This is a genomic window from Nocardia sp. NBC_00403 (assembly GCF_036046055.1).
Lineage (GTDB): Bacteria > Actinomycetota > Actinomycetes > Mycobacteriales > Mycobacteriaceae > Nocardia.
In genome coordinates this window covers 5508883-5525484 of the sequence record NZ_CP107939.1, presented here as the reverse complement: position 1 = coordinate 5525484, position 16602 = coordinate 5508883, and the positions used below count along the sequence as shown (strand labels likewise).

The 16602-nt window shown below is 66.9% G+C and carries 8 protein-coding genes and 1 pseudogene; 5 read left to right on the top strand and 4 right to left on the bottom strand.

Going from position 1 to position 16602, the window contains the following annotated elements; genetic code table 11:
- Positions 1 to 547 precede the first annotated feature (547 nt).
- Positions 548 to 9466, top strand: coding sequence for a non-ribosomal peptide synthetase (locus tag OHQ90_RS24460; protein ID WP_328401201.1), 8919 nt, complete (start codon positions 548 to 550; stop codon positions 9464 to 9466).
- A 60-nt stretch (positions 9467 to 9526) separates the two neighbouring features.
- Here OHQ90_RS24460 and OHQ90_RS24455 read toward each other — a convergent pair whose 3' ends face one another.
- Both OHQ90_RS24455 and OHQ90_RS24450 read right to left on the bottom strand, forming a co-directional pair.
- Positions 9527 to 10099, bottom strand: a complete 573-nt coding sequence (locus tag OHQ90_RS24455; protein WP_328401199.1) for a suppressor of fused domain protein — start codon at positions 10097 to 10099, stop codon at positions 9527 to 9529.
- Positions 10096 to 10872, bottom strand: coding sequence for an HNH/ENDO VII family nuclease (locus OHQ90_RS24450; protein ID WP_328401197.1), 777 nt, complete (start codon positions 10870 to 10872; stop codon positions 10096 to 10098). Before OHQ90_RS24450 ends, OHQ90_RS24455 begins: the two co-directional genes overlap by 4 nt.
- A 616-nt stretch (positions 10873 to 11488) precedes the next feature.
- Between OHQ90_RS24450 and OHQ90_RS24445 the strand changes: the two are divergent.
- A pseudogene (locus tag OHQ90_RS24445) lies at positions 11489 to 12145 on the top strand (dienelactone hydrolase family protein); the annotation flags it as partial.
- 130 nt (positions 12146 to 12275) lie between these two features.
- Here the strand turns inward: OHQ90_RS24445 and OHQ90_RS24440 are convergent.
- The gene (locus OHQ90_RS24440) at positions 12276 to 12551 is read right to left on the bottom strand and encodes a hypothetical protein (RefSeq protein ID WP_328401195.1); all 276 of its coding nucleotides are present in this window, start codon (positions 12549 to 12551) and stop codon (positions 12276 to 12278) included.
- 14 nt (positions 12552 to 12565) lie between these two features.
- Here OHQ90_RS24440 and OHQ90_RS24435 point away from each other — a divergent pair, with 14 nt between their 5' ends.
- Entirely contained in the window at positions 12566 to 13435 is an 870-nt protein-coding gene (locus OHQ90_RS24435; RefSeq protein ID WP_328401193.1) for a DUF6924 domain-containing protein, read from the top strand.
- A gap of 36 nt (positions 13436 to 13471) precedes the next feature.
- On the opposite strand, the gene OHQ90_RS24430 is transcribed toward OHQ90_RS24435, so the two are convergent.
- The gene (locus OHQ90_RS24430; protein ID WP_328401191.1) at positions 13472 to 14428 is read right to left on the bottom strand and encodes a LysR family transcriptional regulator; all 957 of its coding nucleotides are present in this window, start codon (positions 14426 to 14428) and stop codon (positions 13472 to 13474) included.
- 64 nt (positions 14429 to 14492) lie between these two features.
- Here OHQ90_RS24430 and OHQ90_RS24425 point away from each other — a divergent pair, with 64 nt between their 5' ends.
- Both OHQ90_RS24425 and OHQ90_RS24420 read left to right on the top strand, forming a co-directional pair.
- The gene (locus OHQ90_RS24425) at positions 14493 to 15653 is read left to right on the top strand and encodes an XdhC/CoxI family protein (protein ID WP_328401189.1); all 1161 of its coding nucleotides are present in this window, start codon (positions 14493 to 14495) and stop codon (positions 15651 to 15653) included.
- A gap of 57 nt (positions 15654 to 15710) precedes the next feature.
- Entirely contained in the window at positions 15711 to 16601 is an 891-nt protein-coding gene (locus tag OHQ90_RS24420) for an FAD binding domain-containing protein (RefSeq protein ID WP_328401187.1), read from the top strand.
- Position 16602 lies beyond the last annotated feature (1 nt).

The window sequence follows — 16602 nt, the reverse complement described above, 5'->3', positions numbered from 1 at the left end:
GTCGATACGGGGAAGCATAAACCTCGCCTTCAGGTCGAGTTCGGATCCAGTACCAGTGATCCGCTGCGGGATACGACCGCCTATGCGTACTGACTCCACCAGCAGAGACTTCTGGTCACCGGATGGTGCCCCGTCGCCGCGCTGCACTGACGATCGTGGCCCGTCGAACACCGAATCGCTGTCCTGTCGCGCGGTGGTGTGGCGCTGAACAAGATCGGTGACGGGCACAGTTGTATCCGTGTCTGGATCGGCAAGATTTTTCGGTCACTTCGGCGCGGAGGTAAACTTCTCGCACATCGCATTTCAATTTTATCGTGTAACACGTGAACATTGGTGGCACGATCCACTAGTAGACGAGATTCGGGGCTCGATCCGGACAGGTCGTACGCCCCATACCTCGCGAGGGATGCAAACCCCTCGGAACGTCATCCGGACAGTGACGTCGGGATGTAAGAGGCGTGCAGCGAGAGATTCGAATGCAGCGATTTGTGGGAGCGTTCTTGCATCCGATGGTCGGGGGCAAGGAATAGCTCGAGCGAGGAACACAATGCGGCACCGACCGGCGGATGTAGACACCGATCCCACGACGACACGGGATATGGCGGCCGGTCCGTTTCCGCTTTCGGCGGCGCAGCGTGGCATCTGGTTCGCGCAGCAGATCGCCGGGTCGGTGCCGATCTCCATGGCTCAGTACATCGAGAGCATCGGCGACATCGACCTCGAGGCAATGATCGCTGCGAGTTGCCGGGCCGGACGTGAGTTCGGCACCGGCTACCTGCGTCTGATCGAGATCGACGGCATTCCGTACCAGGCGGTGGACCCGACGATGGAGACCGAGCAGGCGATCATTGATCTGCGTGCGGAACCGGATCCGATGCGAGCGGCCCGAGAATGGATGCACGCGGACTACACCGCGCCGCTGGATCTCCTGCACGACCGCCTAGTGAAGGGCGCCGGTCTGCGTATCGGCGACGACACCTGGCTGTGGTACTGCCGGATCCACCACATCGCGCTGGACGGCTACGCGGCCGCAACGATGGTCGGCCGGATCGCCGAGCTCTACACCGCCGCAGTCAACGGAACGCCCGAGCCACCGTCGCGGGCGCAGTGCCTGACCGACATCGTCGCTGCCGACGCCGCCTACCGCGATTCCGCGCGCTTTCGCGCCGATGGTGCGTACTGGGCCCAGCGGCTGGACGGGGCACCGACCGCGGTGAGCCTTTCCGGCGCGGTGGCGGTGGCGGACGCGCATCCACTGCTGGTGAGCGCAACCCTGCCGGAGGAAACCGCCGAGCTGCTCGAATCGGTGGCTCATGCGGCGAACTCGAGCCCGGCGCCGGTCCTGGTCGCCGCGTTCGCGGCGTATCTCGCCAGAGTCACGAGCGGCACCAGGGACAGTGAGAGTGACGATGTGTTGCTGAGCCTGCCCGTTTCGGCGCGCACCACCGCCGCACTGCGTCATTCCGGCGGCATGGTGGCCAATGTGGTGCCGCTGCGTATCGCCATCGATGAGGAAATCACGGTCGGCGCGGCCATCCGTGCCACGCAGCATGAGCTCACCGGTGCGCTACGCAGGCAACGCTATCGCCAGGAAGACATCTTCCGAGACCTCGGCTATGCCAGCGATCAAGCCGCGAGTTTCGGCCCCTCGATCAACATCATGGCGCTCGATACCAAAGTGGTCCTCGGCGAAGCCGTTGGTCGGCTGCGGGTGCTCACCTCCGGGATCATCGACGACCTGTTCGTCAATCTGTATCCGGGCATCGGCGGCGAGAGCGCCAATATCGATTTCCAAGCCAACCCGAATCTCTACACCGAGGCGGAGCTGGCACGCCACCATCAACGGTTCGTCGGCTACCTGCACCGGTTCCTCGCGGCCGGGCCGCAGCGGCCGGTGTCGTCGGTCGAACTGCTCGACTCCGGCGAGTACACCGAGCTGACGTCCGTGCGGGGGGCGGAACCGGTTGCGCCGCAATCCTTCCCGGAGCTGCTCGCACTGGGTACACGCTGTAATCCGCACGGCACCGCCGTTGTCTCGGACGAAACACAGCTGACCTACAGCGAACTCGATGCGCAATCGACTCGGCTCGCCCGGGTGCTCATCGCGCGCGGTGCGGGCCCGGAACGCACGGTCGCCATCGTGATCGGACGGTCCGTGCAGTCGGTACTCGCGGTGTGGGCGGTGGCGAAAACCGGCGCGGCATTCGTCCCGATCGACCCGATGCTGCCCGCAGATCGGATCGCCCACATGCTCGCAGATTGCGGCGCGGTCCTCGGATTGACCGTCACCGAGGCGCAGGCAGGACTGTCCGTCGGCATCGATTGGCTCGACTTGGACGACGCGCGCGTCGAAACACTGTGCGCACGGCAAGATCCGGCCCCGATCACCGACGCCGACCGCCGCGCCCCGATCCGCCTCGACAACACCGTGTACGTGATCTACACCTCCGGATCCACCGGGTTGCCCAAGGGCGTGGCCGTTTCCCATCGCGGACTGGCAACGTTGGTCGCCGAGTCGCGCCGTGCGCTGAACGTCGACGCGACATCCCGGCTCGGGCACGCGGATTCGCCCAGTTTCGACTCTTCCATCGAGGAACTGCTCGCGGCCTTCGCATCCGGCGCCACCTCGGTGATCGTGCCGCCGCAGGCCTACGCGGGACCGGAGTTCGCCGCGGTGCTGCGCAGCAACGAGGTCACCCAGCTCTCGGTCGCCCCGGCCGTGCTCGCCTCGATCGACCCCGACGAGGTGCCCGCGCTGCGTGCGGTGGTCGTCGGTGGGGACGTCTGCCCGGTAGACCTGGTGTCGCGGTGGGCCTTCCGGGTTCGCCTGGTGAACAGCTACGGGCCGACCGAGGCCACCATCGCCGCGACAATGCCCGACCCCATGCACGAGGATGCCCCGATGGCGATCGGCGGGCCGATGCCCGGGATGACGGCCGTCGTTCTCGACCGCAGACTACGTCCCGTCCCGGTGGGCGCCGCCGGTGAGCTGTACCTGATCGGCTCCGGCCTGGCCCGCGGCTACCTCGGCCGATGCGGCCTCACGGCGGCGAGTTTCGTGGCCGCGCCGTTCGCCGCGCCGGGCACACGGATGTACCGCACCGGTGACATGATGCGGTGGGCCGACCACGGACGCGGCCTCGAGCTGGAATTCCTCGGCCGCAGCGATCTGCAGGTGCAGATTCGCGGCCTGCGCATCGAGCCAGGCGAAGTGGACAGCTGCCTGGAGCGGCATCCGGAGGTGGCGATGGCGGTCACTGTCCCCGCCACCACACCGGCCGGCGGCACTGTGCTCGTCTCCTACGTGGCGCCCAAGTCGGAGACCGCGCCGGACCCGGTCGAGTTGAGGATCTTCGTCGCCGATTTCCTGCCGGAGTACATGGTGCCCTCGGCCGTGGTGCTGCTCGCCGAGCTGCCGCTGACCACTGCGGGCAAGGTGGATCGCGCCGCACTGCCTACTCCGGATTTCGGTGCGCGCGACCAGGTCTCGCGACCGCCGGCGACACCGCGCGAACACCTGCTCGCCAGATTGTTCGCGGAGGTCCTGCGCCTGGATGAGGTGGGAGCAGAGCAGAGTTTCTTCGCGCTCGGCGGCGACAGCATCGTCGCAGTACAGCTGGTCGCGCGGGCGAATGCGGCCGGTCTGGCCTTCACCGCGCGGAATGTGTTCGAGCGAAAGACCGTTGCCGGCCTGGCCGCCGTCGCCACCGAGGTGGCCGGTGCGGCAGCGATACTGGAGGAGCTGCCCGGCGGCGGCATCGGCGTGATAGCGCCGATGCCGATCGCCGACGAGGTGCTGGCGCACGGCAACTTCGCCCGTTTCGCCCAAGCGGTGCTCGTCGAGCTCCCATCGGGCATCGACCGTGCCACTCTGAGCGCCACCTTGCAGGCGGTCATCGACCACCACGACATGCTCCGGTCCCGGCTGGCCCGGACCGGCGAAACATGGACAATGGTCACTCAGCCGGTCGGCATGGTGCGTGCCGAATCCGTGTTGCGGCACAGCCGCATCGACGCCGTCGTCGATCGCTCCGAGTCCGACCGCGGGCCCGCCGCCGCACCGGACGGGGTTGCCGGTCGGGAAGCGCTTCCGAGCCTGGGCATTTCGTGTCGATCGGGTGACGACAGCGGCGAACATGCCGCCCAGGACACTGCTGCCGGAAACGGCAGCTGGGCCGCGCAGGAGTTGCAACTCGCCGCCGACGAGTTGGATCCGGCCTCGGGCGACATGGTGCGGGCGGTGTGGCTGCAACGCGGTGGGGACCGACCCGATTCGTTGTGGCTGGTGCTGCACCACCTGGTGGTCGACGGGGTGTCGTGGCGGATCATCCTGCCGGACCTGGCAAACGCGTGGGGGCAGCTGATTTCGGGACGGCCGCCTGTGCTGGAACCGGTCGGCACCTCGCTGCGCCGCTGGGCGCGGGCAATGGCCGATGAGGCGGTACACCGGGTCCGGGTCGCCGAACTGCCCTACTGGCAGGAAGTACTCGACCTGCCGCACGCCGATCTCGATGTGCGACAGCTGGATCCGGTTCGCGACACCGTAGCGACCATGGGTCGTATCGACATCCGGGTGCCCGCGGACATCACGGCGGCCGTGCTCGGCACTGCGGTGGAACGCTTCCACGGTGGCGCCAACGACGTGCTGTTGACCGCACTCGCGTTGGCGGTGTCCCGCTGGCGAGCCGAACGCGGTGCAGTGGAGACCGCATGCACGCTGGTTGCGCTGGAAGGCCACGGCCGTGAGGAGGATGCCGCCCGCAACGTGGCAGCCCGCGGCGGCACAGGCGCTGCGCCGGGGCCGAGTGCCAACCCGGCGGATGCCGCCGCGAGTCCGGCTGTCGCACTGCGGGATACACCTGCACCGAGGGCCGATCTCGCCCGCACCGTCGGCTGGTTCACCACGGTGTTCCCTGTCGGCCTCGACCTCAGTGGGATCGATATCGACGACGCCTTCGCCGGTGGCTCGCATGCAGGCCGGGCGATCAAGCAAATCAAGGAGCAGTTGCGCGCAGTGCCGGACAACGGCATCGGCTACGGTCTACTGCGCCACCTCAACCCCGGCACGGCGACCGTGCTGGCCGACCGGCCCGCGCCGCAGGTCGGGTTCAACTATCTCGGCCGGGTCCCTACCCAGGGGTTATCGGGACCGTGGCTGCCCCGCCCTGTGATATCCGGTTGTTCCGGCCAGCCGTTCGCGGTCACCCAGGACGATGCGATGCCACTGCCCGCGGTGGTCGATGTCGATGCCCTGTCCGACGGCCACGAGATCACCGCCACCTGGACCTTCGCCGCCGAGATCCTTGGCACGGACGAGGTCGAGGCACTAGCGCACCTCTGGGTCGAGGCGCTCGGTGCACTGGGCCGCCATGCTGAAACGGCCGAGGCGGGCGGACACACCCCGTCGGACTTCTCGCTCGCCGCCACCACTCAGCGGGATATCGACGGCTGGGAGCGGCGCTACCCGGCGTTGACCGATGTGTGGCCGCTTTCGCCACTGCAGTTCGGAATGTACTTCCATGCATCATTCGACAACGGCGTCGACGACTACGTGGTGCAGACCGTGCTGTCGTTGGCGCGAACCGTCGACGCTGATCGGCTGCGCCGCGCCGCGGCCGCGTTGCTGGCCCGCCACGACAGTCTTCGGACGGCGTTCGTCACCGCCGACGGCGGGCCTCGGCAACTTGTCGTTGGGTCGACCGAGATCGGCTGGCGCACCACCGACCTTGCGTGGCTGCCGGAGGATTCGGCACACGCGGAATACCAGCGAATTATCGCCGAGGACAAGGAAATTCGCTTCGATCTGGCGCATCCGCCGCTGCTGCGACTGCACCTGATCCGGCTCGGCACCGAGACCTATCGGTTGCTGTTGACCAACCACCACATCCTGCTGGACGGATGGTCGACCCCGCTGCTGGTGCGGGAACTGCTGACCCTGTACGCGACCAACGGCGATGCGCGCGGACTGCCTGCCGCGCCGTCATATCGGGATTTCCTTGCCTGGCTCGCGGCACAGGACGCAGAGGTGACCAGAAACGCGTGGGTCACCGCCCTTGCGAGGATCGACGCGCCGACCCTGGCCGCTGCGGCGGGTCCTGCCGCAGCGGCGGCCGGGCAGCTGTCGCGCGAGATCGACGTGCGAACATCGGCGGGGTTACAGGAGCTATCCCAGACACTCGGCGTCACCGTGAACACCGCCGTGCAGGCCGCATGGGCGCTGATCCTGCACGCTCGCACCGGCCGCGACGATGTCGTCTTCGGCGTCACCGTTTCTGGTCGCCCACCGCAGCTTGCCGGCGTGGAATCGACCATCGGCCTGTTCATCAACACGGTTCCGGTCCGGGTGCGGCTGGAGCCAGGCCTGACCGTCGCCGAACTGTTGTGCCGCATCCAATCCGAGCAGGCCGCGCTGCTCGACCATCATCACGCCGGTTTGGCCGACATCCAGCATGCCATCGGCCACCGCGAATTGTTCGACACCGCAACCGTGTTCGAGTCCTACCCGCTCGATCGAGCGGCACTGGCCGAGACACCGGACATCGCGGGTATGCGGGTGCTCGATGTCACCGCCACCGACAGCACGCCCTATCCGCTGTGCCTGCAAGTAGTGCCCGGCCGTGAGCGCGACGCCGAAGGCGAGCGGACCGAAACGCTGCGGGTGACGTTGAAGTATCGCGGGGGCGTCATGGATACCACTGAAGCTGCCGGGCTGCTCGACCGTTTCGAGGAGCTGCTGGCACAACTCGCAACTGCTACCGAGACCAAGCTGGCCGCTCTCGGTCCAGCCGCTGCCGTGGTGGTGGTCTCGGGACCGCCGGCGCCCGAGCCTCGGACGCTGCCCGCGATCCTCGACGCGGTCGTCACCAGCACGCCCGAGGCGATCGCGCTGTCATGCAATGGCATCGACCTGACCTACCGCGAACTGGACGTGCGATCGAATCAGCTGGCCCGGTTACTACTGGAGCATGGCGCCGGACCGGACAGCCGGGTACTGCTCGCCCTGGCCCGCTCGGTCGAATCGGTGGTGTCCGTGTGGGCCGTCGCCAAGACTGGAGCCGCGTTCGTCCCGCTCGATCCCGGCTATCCGGCCGACCGGATCGCCTACGTGGTTGCCGATACCAGGGCCGAGCTCGGTCTCACCACCACCGGCCGCCGAGCGAACCTGCCGGACACGGTGGATTGGCTGCTCCTCGATGATGTCGCCACAGCGGCCGCCTCGGTGACCCGCTCGACCGCGCCGATCACCGACAGCGAGCGCGGCGGGGTGATGCACCCGGATCAGGCCGTCTACCTGATCTACACCTCCGGTTCCACCGGCACGCCGAAGGCGGTGCAGATCGGACATCGTGGCATCGCAGGTGTTGTTGCCGCCCAACAGGAATCGCTGCTGGTTGATCCCTCCGCGAGCGTGCTGCACGTGGCCTCACCGAGTTTCGACGCTTCGATGTTCGAGCTGCTGATGGCACACGGCTCTGGTGGTCGCATGGTGGTCGCGCGTCCCGATGTGTATGCCGGTGGGGCACTGGAAGATCTGTTGCGTGACGAACACGTCAGCCACATGGCGATCACCCCATCGGTGCTGTCCACCATGGAATCGGCGAATCTACCCGACCTGCGGGTGCTCGTTGTCGGGGGCGAGGCCTGCGGTCCGGAACTGGTGACCAAGTGGGCGCCGGGCCGGCGCATGGTGAATGTGTACGGCCCGAGCGAATTCACGATCTGGGCAACCGGAAGCGATCAGTTGGCCGTGAACGAGCCGGTCACCATCGGCGCCCCGATCCACGGCGCCGCGGCGCTGGTGCTGGATTCCTGGCTGTGCCCGGTGCCCGCGGGCACGGTCGGTGAACTGTGCTTGGCCGGTCCTGCCTTGGCGAGCGGCTATCTGGACCGGTACGGCCTGACTGCCACGCGATTCGTCGCGAATCCGTTCGGCGACGCGGGCGGGCGGATGTATCGCACCGGGGACCTCGTGCGCTGGAGCGCGGACGCCCGCACGCTGGAATACGTGGGCCGCACCGATTTCCAGGTGAAGATTCGAGGCTTACGGGTCGAGATCGGCGAAATCGACAGCGCGCTCACCGGGCTACCGGATATCGAGTTCGCGATCACCACAGGGCAAGAAGGTCCGGCAGGCGCCACCGTGCTGGTCTCCTACGTGCTGCCCACCGACGGGATACGGCCGGATATCGATGAGGTACGCAGCCGGATCGCCTCGGTTTTGCCCTCCTACATGGTGCCTGCCGTCATCGTCCCGCTCGACAGCATCCCGATCACACCGGTCGGCAAACTCGACCGCGCCGCCCTGCCTGCACCGGACCTGCATGCCGGGCCGCGTCGCGCCTACCGGGCGCCGCGCACCGACCGCGAGCGGACCATCATCGACGTATTCGAGAAGGTGCTCGACATCGAAGGCATCGGCATCGACGATTCCTTCTTCGATCTGGGCGGCAATTCGCTCGGCGCGGTGCGGATAGCCCGGCTGCTCGGGGCAGCCTTGCACACCGAGATCGCGGTTCCAGCCGTGTTCACCGATCCGACCGTCGCCGGCTTGGCCGAATGCATCGACAAGGGTGTGGCGGGAGCGAAGAAACCGGCCGCAGCGCTTCGAGCGGCCCTGCAGGTGCTGCTGCCGATCCGCGCCAAGTTCGAAAGCATTGACCTGCCACCGCTGTTCTGTGTAGCACCTTCCTCGGGCGTGGCCTGGTGCTATGCCGGGCTGGGCGCGTATATCGACCCGCGCCGCCCGATCTACGGGCTGCAGTCGCCGACATTGTCGGCCGAACCCGGCGACCACGGTCCGGCGACCATCGGCCAGTACGCCGACCGCTATGTACACGAGATCCGCAAGATCGCGCCGCGCGGCCCGTACGAACTACTGGGCTGGTCCTTCGGCGGCTTCGTCGCACACGAGATCGCGGCACGGCTGCGACGTGCCGGTGAACATGTGCGGCTGGTGCTGCTCGACACCGATCTGGCGGCGCGACACCTCGAGCCACCGGATCAGCTCACCTCCGGTCAATTCGTCCACGAGTTCGGTCCGTTGCTCGGCTTGCACGTCGAATCGAGTGAACTGAATGCCGCGGCGGCTGCCGCGGCGCTGCGGCACAGTCCGGCGGGCACACTCGACGTCACCGGCGCCGACCTCGAGCGGTGGATTGCCTCCTACAACGCGTCAGTGCGCATGGTCGGGTGCCATCGCCCGCGGCGATTCGACGGCGATCTGGTCTTCTTCGCCGCGGCACGGGACCACGAGGGCGCCGTGAAGGCGGACCCGAACGCAGCGGCGCGGTGTTGGCGCAGGCATGTCGCGGGAACCGTCGCCATCTATCCACTCGACGTCACGCACGACGAGATGACCACGCCCGAAGCGCTTTCCGAGATCGGTCGAGTACTCGAGGAACATGCCCAAGGAATCGGGTCCGACTTCGCGCGACGTGCCATAGGTGCGCTGCCCGGCGGACGGTGATCCGCAGAACGTCGCTGACGGTCCGCAACTCGACCCCAGCGCCGCTCGGCTTTGCGTGGCTCACACCACGGAGGGCCGATGGAGATCGAGTACGTCGGGCTGGGCGGACACGAACAAGTCCTCCAGAGCGTCCGAATCATGCGCCCGGACGTACTCCATCTCGGCGTCGCTGATCGCGACACCTTGCACCCACGCCACGGTCTTTCCAGTCATCGTCTGGGTCTCGAAGTCGGAATCGTCCCAGAGAAAAGGACTGACGAACATCAGGTGGGGGACAGTGGTGTCGGATATGTGCGCACCGACGACATCGGGAAAGACCCGCCCCGGCTCGGCGAGCCAACCACTGTTGATGACGCAGAAGGCCGCTGTCGACAGCACGGCCGCGAAACCCGGCAGGGGGCTGACGGCGACGATCTCGACTCCGAGCGGTGGCTGGACCCGGCCGGGAATAGGGTGATCGGACAGTCCGATGGTGCAAAACGAGATCAGCCCGGCCGCCGGCCGATCGACGCTACTGAGCACGTCGATCTCGGACTTTTCGTCTGCGTCGAGATACTGCACGACACGGGGAGTCCCGCCGAACACGTCCCTGGCCGCCGCCGCGATTCGCCGATTATCCGCACTGACTGTCAAAGGTCACCACCCGAGTAGTTGGCACTGCGGTCTTCACCGCGATGACTCAGATTAGAGCTCGGTAGTTCGGGTCGATATCGCCGGACGTCGTTGTGCTCGTCGAGAAACTGTTCTCGCGTGATCCCGCGCAGCGCGGCATGGCGTTGATGTTTCCAGAACTCCAAGCCTGGCTTGTGTCCCATGTGCCACGGCTTGGTGGGGTCGAGCACCTGGCCGGTCAACTTGTCGCGAACGAGACCGTCGGTGTCCTTGTTCATATCCCAGACCTTTTGCCGCACACCTGTGCGGTAGCCGGTCGGGCGACTGTAGGTGGAGGATAGCTGCGATTCGGCATCCGGACGCACGGTGGCGGGCGGCGCTTTCAGATCGTCCAAAGCTTGCCGGGTCTCCGGCAGCTGGATCTTCATCTGATTTCCGGCGGCAAGGCCGGTGCTGCGCGTGCTTCGGATGTGCTCCACATTTTTTGCGATTGCGCCCACCGGGAGGCGACTCTGCACTCCACCCTCCGCCGCCTTCATGATGCGCTTCGCGGTTTCGAGGTCCAGTTGCTCGACTTTCGAGACCATGAAATCCAGCTTCGCGCCGTTCGTATGGTAGATATGCGCGAGCACAAAGGGAGTCCGATCGCTGAGCGTTACACGGACGCGCTGCGCGGCTTCTCGCCATGCCATGGCCAAAATATCAGTCATGGAACCGAGCTCCTCACCGCAAATGCCTTGCCCCGCAAGGGCTCTGCAACCACCACCGCAGTTGTGCGGCCCGGTTGTCGTCATGGCTCGAATAGTCGACGAGCCATAACCTTTTTTGTGATGCTACCGCTCCGTCACGTGATGGATCGGTAGCATCACTGTCCGGCGCCGGGGTATGACGCGAGTAACCAACTGCGGGGTCCCTACGGCGCGTTCATCTTCCAGCTGTTATGCGACCTGTCGATGGACCTGACCGGCTGATCGGTGCAGTGGTGATTTCCGCCACGCGGGGCGCCGGTTCGACCATGTCAGCGTGTTTTGCGCTCTCGTGGAAACCGCTGCGGCTCGATGGTGCCTGGTCAACCCACCCGGCAGTGCCGATGGTGCCTGTGCTTCAGTTCGCTCGCTGTGCCGCAGTTCTGGTGCGTTGGCAGCGGGAGCGGCAGTCACCTCCATCGCCTAAGTGTGGACGCTTGCCACGCGAGTGCTCGGTGTCCGGGTCGTTCGTTGCCGAAGGCCCCGCCAGCCGCGACCCGACGCCCACCTCGGTTTGGCGCTGGAGCAGGTGTGACAGTTCACCGCGCTGCTCGACCTCGCGGACTGCAACCTGGGTGCCTTACCCGAAAATCCGTACCTCTTGCACATGACGGACTGGTCGAGTACTCCGGATACCAGGAGGTGTTCGATGCCGCCCTCTGCATCCGATCATTTGACGCGGACCGACGAGGTCACCGTGCCGTCGGAGCCCGCCCGGCTGGCGGGGCTACTCGCCGTCCCGCGGAACGCCACTGCTCTGATCGTCTTCGCACACGGGAGCGGTAGCGGTCGGCGCAGTCCGAGGAACAGATTCGTCGCCGATGTGCTGAATCGTGCGGGACTCGCGACGATGCTGCTCGACCTGCTGACCGCGGACGAGGAGGGCGATCGTGCCCGCGTCTTCGATATCGAGATGCTCGCCCATCGTCTCGTCGACGTCACCCGTTGGCTGCGCACGCGGTCGGCCCTGAGCGGCCTTCCCACCGGATATTTCGGGGCGAGCACCGGAGCCGGTGCCGCGCTCTGGGCGGCCACCGAACCCGGCGCCGAGATTGCGGCCGTCGTCTCTCGTGGCGGCCGCCCCGACCTGGCCGGTCCGCGGCTGGCGCTGGTCCGCACACCGACGCTGCTTATCGTCGGTGGTGACGACAAGCGCGTGCTGGAGCTCAATCGGGAGGCCCGGCTGCGAATGCCGTGTCCGAGCGAGATCGACGTTGTCCCCCACGCGACGCACCTGTTCGAGGAGCCCGGCGCACTCGAGCAGGTGGCGGATCTGGCCCTCGACTGGTTCGGCCGCCATCTCAGCGTTGCGAAGCCTTGAACACCATCACTCCACGGCAGGAGTTGCCGAAAGCGTTCACCTCCAATGAGGCTCACGCGTGGTGGAGCAGGTCGTCATGCGGAACCAGGCCGAGCGGCACCTACGTTCATGTCGGTGTACACGGCGTCTACTACTGCCCTGTGCGTGCGGTCTGCGTCGATGTAGTCCTCGCCGCTGCTTCGGCCATCAGCAGCCAGAAACTCTTCGCGGTGAGGTCATGCAGGCTCATGCGCCAGACGTAGTCGGGCACCTGCGCGCGGATCTCGGTCAGTGCGCAGGTGGCGATACCGTGGCCCCACATGTTCTTCTGCACGTCGATGTTGCCAACGAACCGCGGCGGCACTGGTGGCAGATCAGGAAGCTGACCTTCCCGATCGGCCAACCAAACCGGCAGGCACACAAGCACGATGGGGGTTCTCCATGCAGCGTTCCAACCGGCCGCTTCTTGACGGCCGCACCCGGCCGCTCGAGATGAAGGAGTGGGGCGACCTGGCCGTCATGGACCCCGACGCCGGCAAGCGGCCGCGCGGACGCGGGTTCCTGGCGGCCGAGAAAGACTGGCTGCACATCGACGCCGGAAGCGCCCTGGAGAACCCCATCGTCACCCTCTACGCCGGAGATGACCCGGGAGCAGAGAGCGGCTGGGACGAGGTCGAAGAGATCACCGTGATCTCCACGACCGGCTTCCTTGCCCTGTGCGACAGCGGATATGCGCCTCTGCGCAAAGAGAATCTCGCCACCGCAGGAGTCGGTCCCTATCTGATCCGCGTCCATGCCAGTGACCGGTCGTCGGACGGCAAGAAGCCCCGCTTCCTCATCCACGTCATCCCCGGCGAGCGTACGGCGGCAGAGCCCGAGCCGACCTCCGCCGCGATGGAGGAGGCCGCAGGTCCGCTCCTGGTGCGGACGTCCTTCGAGCAGCCAGATGGGTGGGCACGCCTGCTCCAGGCCCTCGAAGGATGCTCGGAGCACTACGAGTCGATCACCGTCGTCGACAACCGCGCCTACGCGGGCTTCACGGCGGATCAGATCCAGGCGCGGATCGGGCGCGATGACGAGGACCGGCCCGGCAGTACCGTCGTCCTCATCGCCGACGAGCGGGCACTGGCCTCCGCAGAGTTCCCGTTGCTGGCCGTGAACAACCTGCCCGACGATGACGATGATCCGTTCAGGATCACCCTCGCAGCGGCCGGTTCCTTCGTCGCCAACATGGAGCTGGCGAACACGAGCTTTGGTGGGTGGGGCTGTGGTGTCGACGCCGACGGCGTCTATCGGGAAGAGCACTACTGATAGTGCCGGGCGAGCGCGGCGCGGCGGTGCCCAGGTTCAACTCCACAGCGTCACATGCACTTTCGGGCGGAACCGCGTCACGCCCACGCCGGACCCGCGGATCATCGCCTGCATGCATCGCGGGGTCGTGATGAACCGCAGCAGTTCCGACACCGCGGGCTGGCGGGTGTCGGGCGGCAGGGTGGTCGCGCACCACTCATCGGATACCTGAAGGCCGGGCCCCTTGATGTGGCTAAGCCGACCAGCCGCGAGGTCGGAGGAGACGGCGAAGCCGATCGTCAGGGTGATGCCGCCGACACGGCGGACCTCTTCGAGGGCAGCAGCGTCGCTCTGGAATATCCGCTGGTGGGATTCGGGAATGGCCAACTCGCGCAGCATCGTCGCGATGTGCCCGTCGACACTTCCGGCCCCAGGGCCCAGCATCCACTGCTGCTCCCGCAGCAGCGCCGGATGCGGCGCGACGTCCGCAAGTGGGCTGTCCGGGCGCGCGACCGAAATGATCTGATATTTCAGGAACGGCCGGGCGGTGAGGGTCGTGTCGGTGCCGTCTTGCCCCGGCCCCAGCGCGATGTCCACCGCACGGGACTCGATCAGGCTGCGGAACTGGCTGGTGGGATGCACACTCAGCTCGACCGAGAGATCCTTCGCGCGCGCCGCGAACAGGTCGATGAGGCCGGGGGCGGCATGTTCGGCGAACGCGCTCGATGCCGCGATGTGGAGCAGCCGCCGGCCGTGCGCCGCCTCGCTCACCTCGATGGCGGTCTGGCGCTGCAGTCCAAGAATCTCGATCGCCCGGCTGGCCAAGCGGAGCCCGCCGGGGGTGAAAGCCAGACCCGCCGCCGTGCGGGTGAACAGCGGGTCGTCGAGCTCCTTGCGCAGCTGGGCGATGTGCATCGAGACACCGGCGTCGGTCATCCCCAGCTCTCTGGCCGCCGCACGGACGGAGCCGAGCCGCACCACGGTCGAGTAGGCCCGAAGCTGGGCGGGCGTCACAATCCGAGTCTAGTTTGGAGGTGGACGCAGCGCCGAGAGCCACACAGCGTCTGGAGGACGCATTATGCAGGACGTGCTCACGGATCTGATGACAACATGGAACGCCGGGGGCACGGCTGGGGTCGCGACGGTCGTGCGGACCTTCCGGTCGTCGCCGCGACCGCCCGGTGCCGCCATGGTCGTTGCCCCGGACGGGACAGTCGGCGGTTCGGTCTCCGGTGGCTGCGTCGAGGGCGCGGTCTACGAACTCGCCACCGATGTCGTCCGGACCGGTCATCCGGTGCTGCAGCGGTACGGGCTCTCCGACGAGGACGCCTTCGCCGTTGGTCTCACCTGCGGCGGCATTATCGACATCTTCGTCGAAGCGATCTCGCGGGAGACGTTTCCGGAACTCGGCGAGGTCGCCGCAGACATCGCCGACCAGCGGCCTATCGCGATCGCGACCGTTATCGAGCACCCCGACGGCGCCTGGGTAGGGCGACGGCTGCTGATCCGGCCGAGCAATGCACACGGCACGCTGGGGTCGGCGCGCGCCGACGATGCGGTGATCGATGACGCAGGCGGGCTGCTCGCGGCTGGCCGCAGCGAGGTGCTGTCCTACGGTCCGGACGGACAACGTCGGGGCGAGGGCATGGGTGTTTTCGTCGCCAGTTATGCCCGACAGCCGCGGATGCTGGTGTTCGGGGCGATCGATTTCGCCGCCGCCGTCGCCCAGCAGGGATCGTTCCTCGGCTACCGGGTGACGGTGTGCGACGCGCGGCCGGTCTTCGCCACCTCCGCCCGGTTCCCGACCGCCGACGAGGTTGTCGTCGACTGGCCGCACCGCTACCTGGCCGCGCAGATCGCGGCTGGCGCGGTCGACTCGCAGACCGTCGTCTGCGTGCTGACCCACGATCCCAAGTTCGACGTTCCGCTGCTCGAGGTGGCACTGCGCGCGCCGCAGATCGGCTACGTCGGCGCCATGGGGTCGCGACGCACGCACGACGAGCGCCTGTCCCGGCTGCGACAGGCGGGCCTCACCGCCGAGCAACTCGCCCGACTTGCCAGCCCGATCGGGCTGGATCTGGGCGGCCGGACACCGGAAGAGACGGCGGTGTCCATCGCGGCCGAGATCATCGCGCGACGCTGGGGCGGACACGGCCGCTCACTGGCCCAAACCGGCGGCCGGATTCACCACACACCGGTCGCGAACAGCGAATTAAGTGATTCCTTAAATCGGTCTTGACGACTGAATGGGCGGGGCAGAGGCTTGGCGTATTCCCGCTGATGTGAGGTCGATCACATGCAAGTTCCTGGGCCATTCGAATACGAGCGCGCAACGGGCGTGGATCACGCCATCGGACTACTGGACCGGCTGGGGGAGGAGGCGCGCATCGTCGCGGGCGGGCACAGTCTGCTGCCGATGATGAAGCTGCGTCTGGCGAATCCGGAATATCTCATCGACATCAACGACCTGGCTGCCGAACTGGGTTACATCGTCACCGATCCGACCCTGGTACGAATCGGTGCGATGGTCCGGCATCGGCATGTGCTCGAGTCCGACGATCTCGCCGCGGTGTGCCCGATCTTCCGTGATGCCGAGCGCGTGATCGCCGATCCGGTCGTGCGCAACCGCGGCACGATCGGTGGTTCGCTGTGTCAGGCCGATCCCGCCGAAGATCTCTGCACGGTCTGCACGGTCCTAGGCGCCACCTGCCTGGTGCGCGGACCGTCCGGCGACCGGGAGATCGCCATGGACGACTTCCTGGTCGGTCCGTACGAAACCGCCATGTCGCACAACGAACTTCTGATCGAGATCCGAATTCCCGTGCGACATCGGACATCGAGTGCCTACGCGAAAGTGGAGCGCCGGGTCGGTGACTGGGCGATCGCGGCGGCCGGCGCGACGGTGACACTGCAAGGCGGGACGATCGCGGCCGCGCGGATCGGTCTGACGGCGGTCAATCCCGACCCAGCGGCGCTCGCCTCCTCGGTGGACGTGCTCCTCGGTGAGCCGCCTACCGAGGAGGTCTTCTCGGAGGCGGGCCGCCGGGCGAGCGCAGCGTGCTCACCTGGCTCCGATGCGCGCGGCAGCGCGGACTACAAACGCCATCTCGCGTCCGAACTGACGATTCGCGTGCTGCGCACCGCCGTCGAGCGCGTTCTGAATCATCCTGCGCTGGAAGGGAATTAGC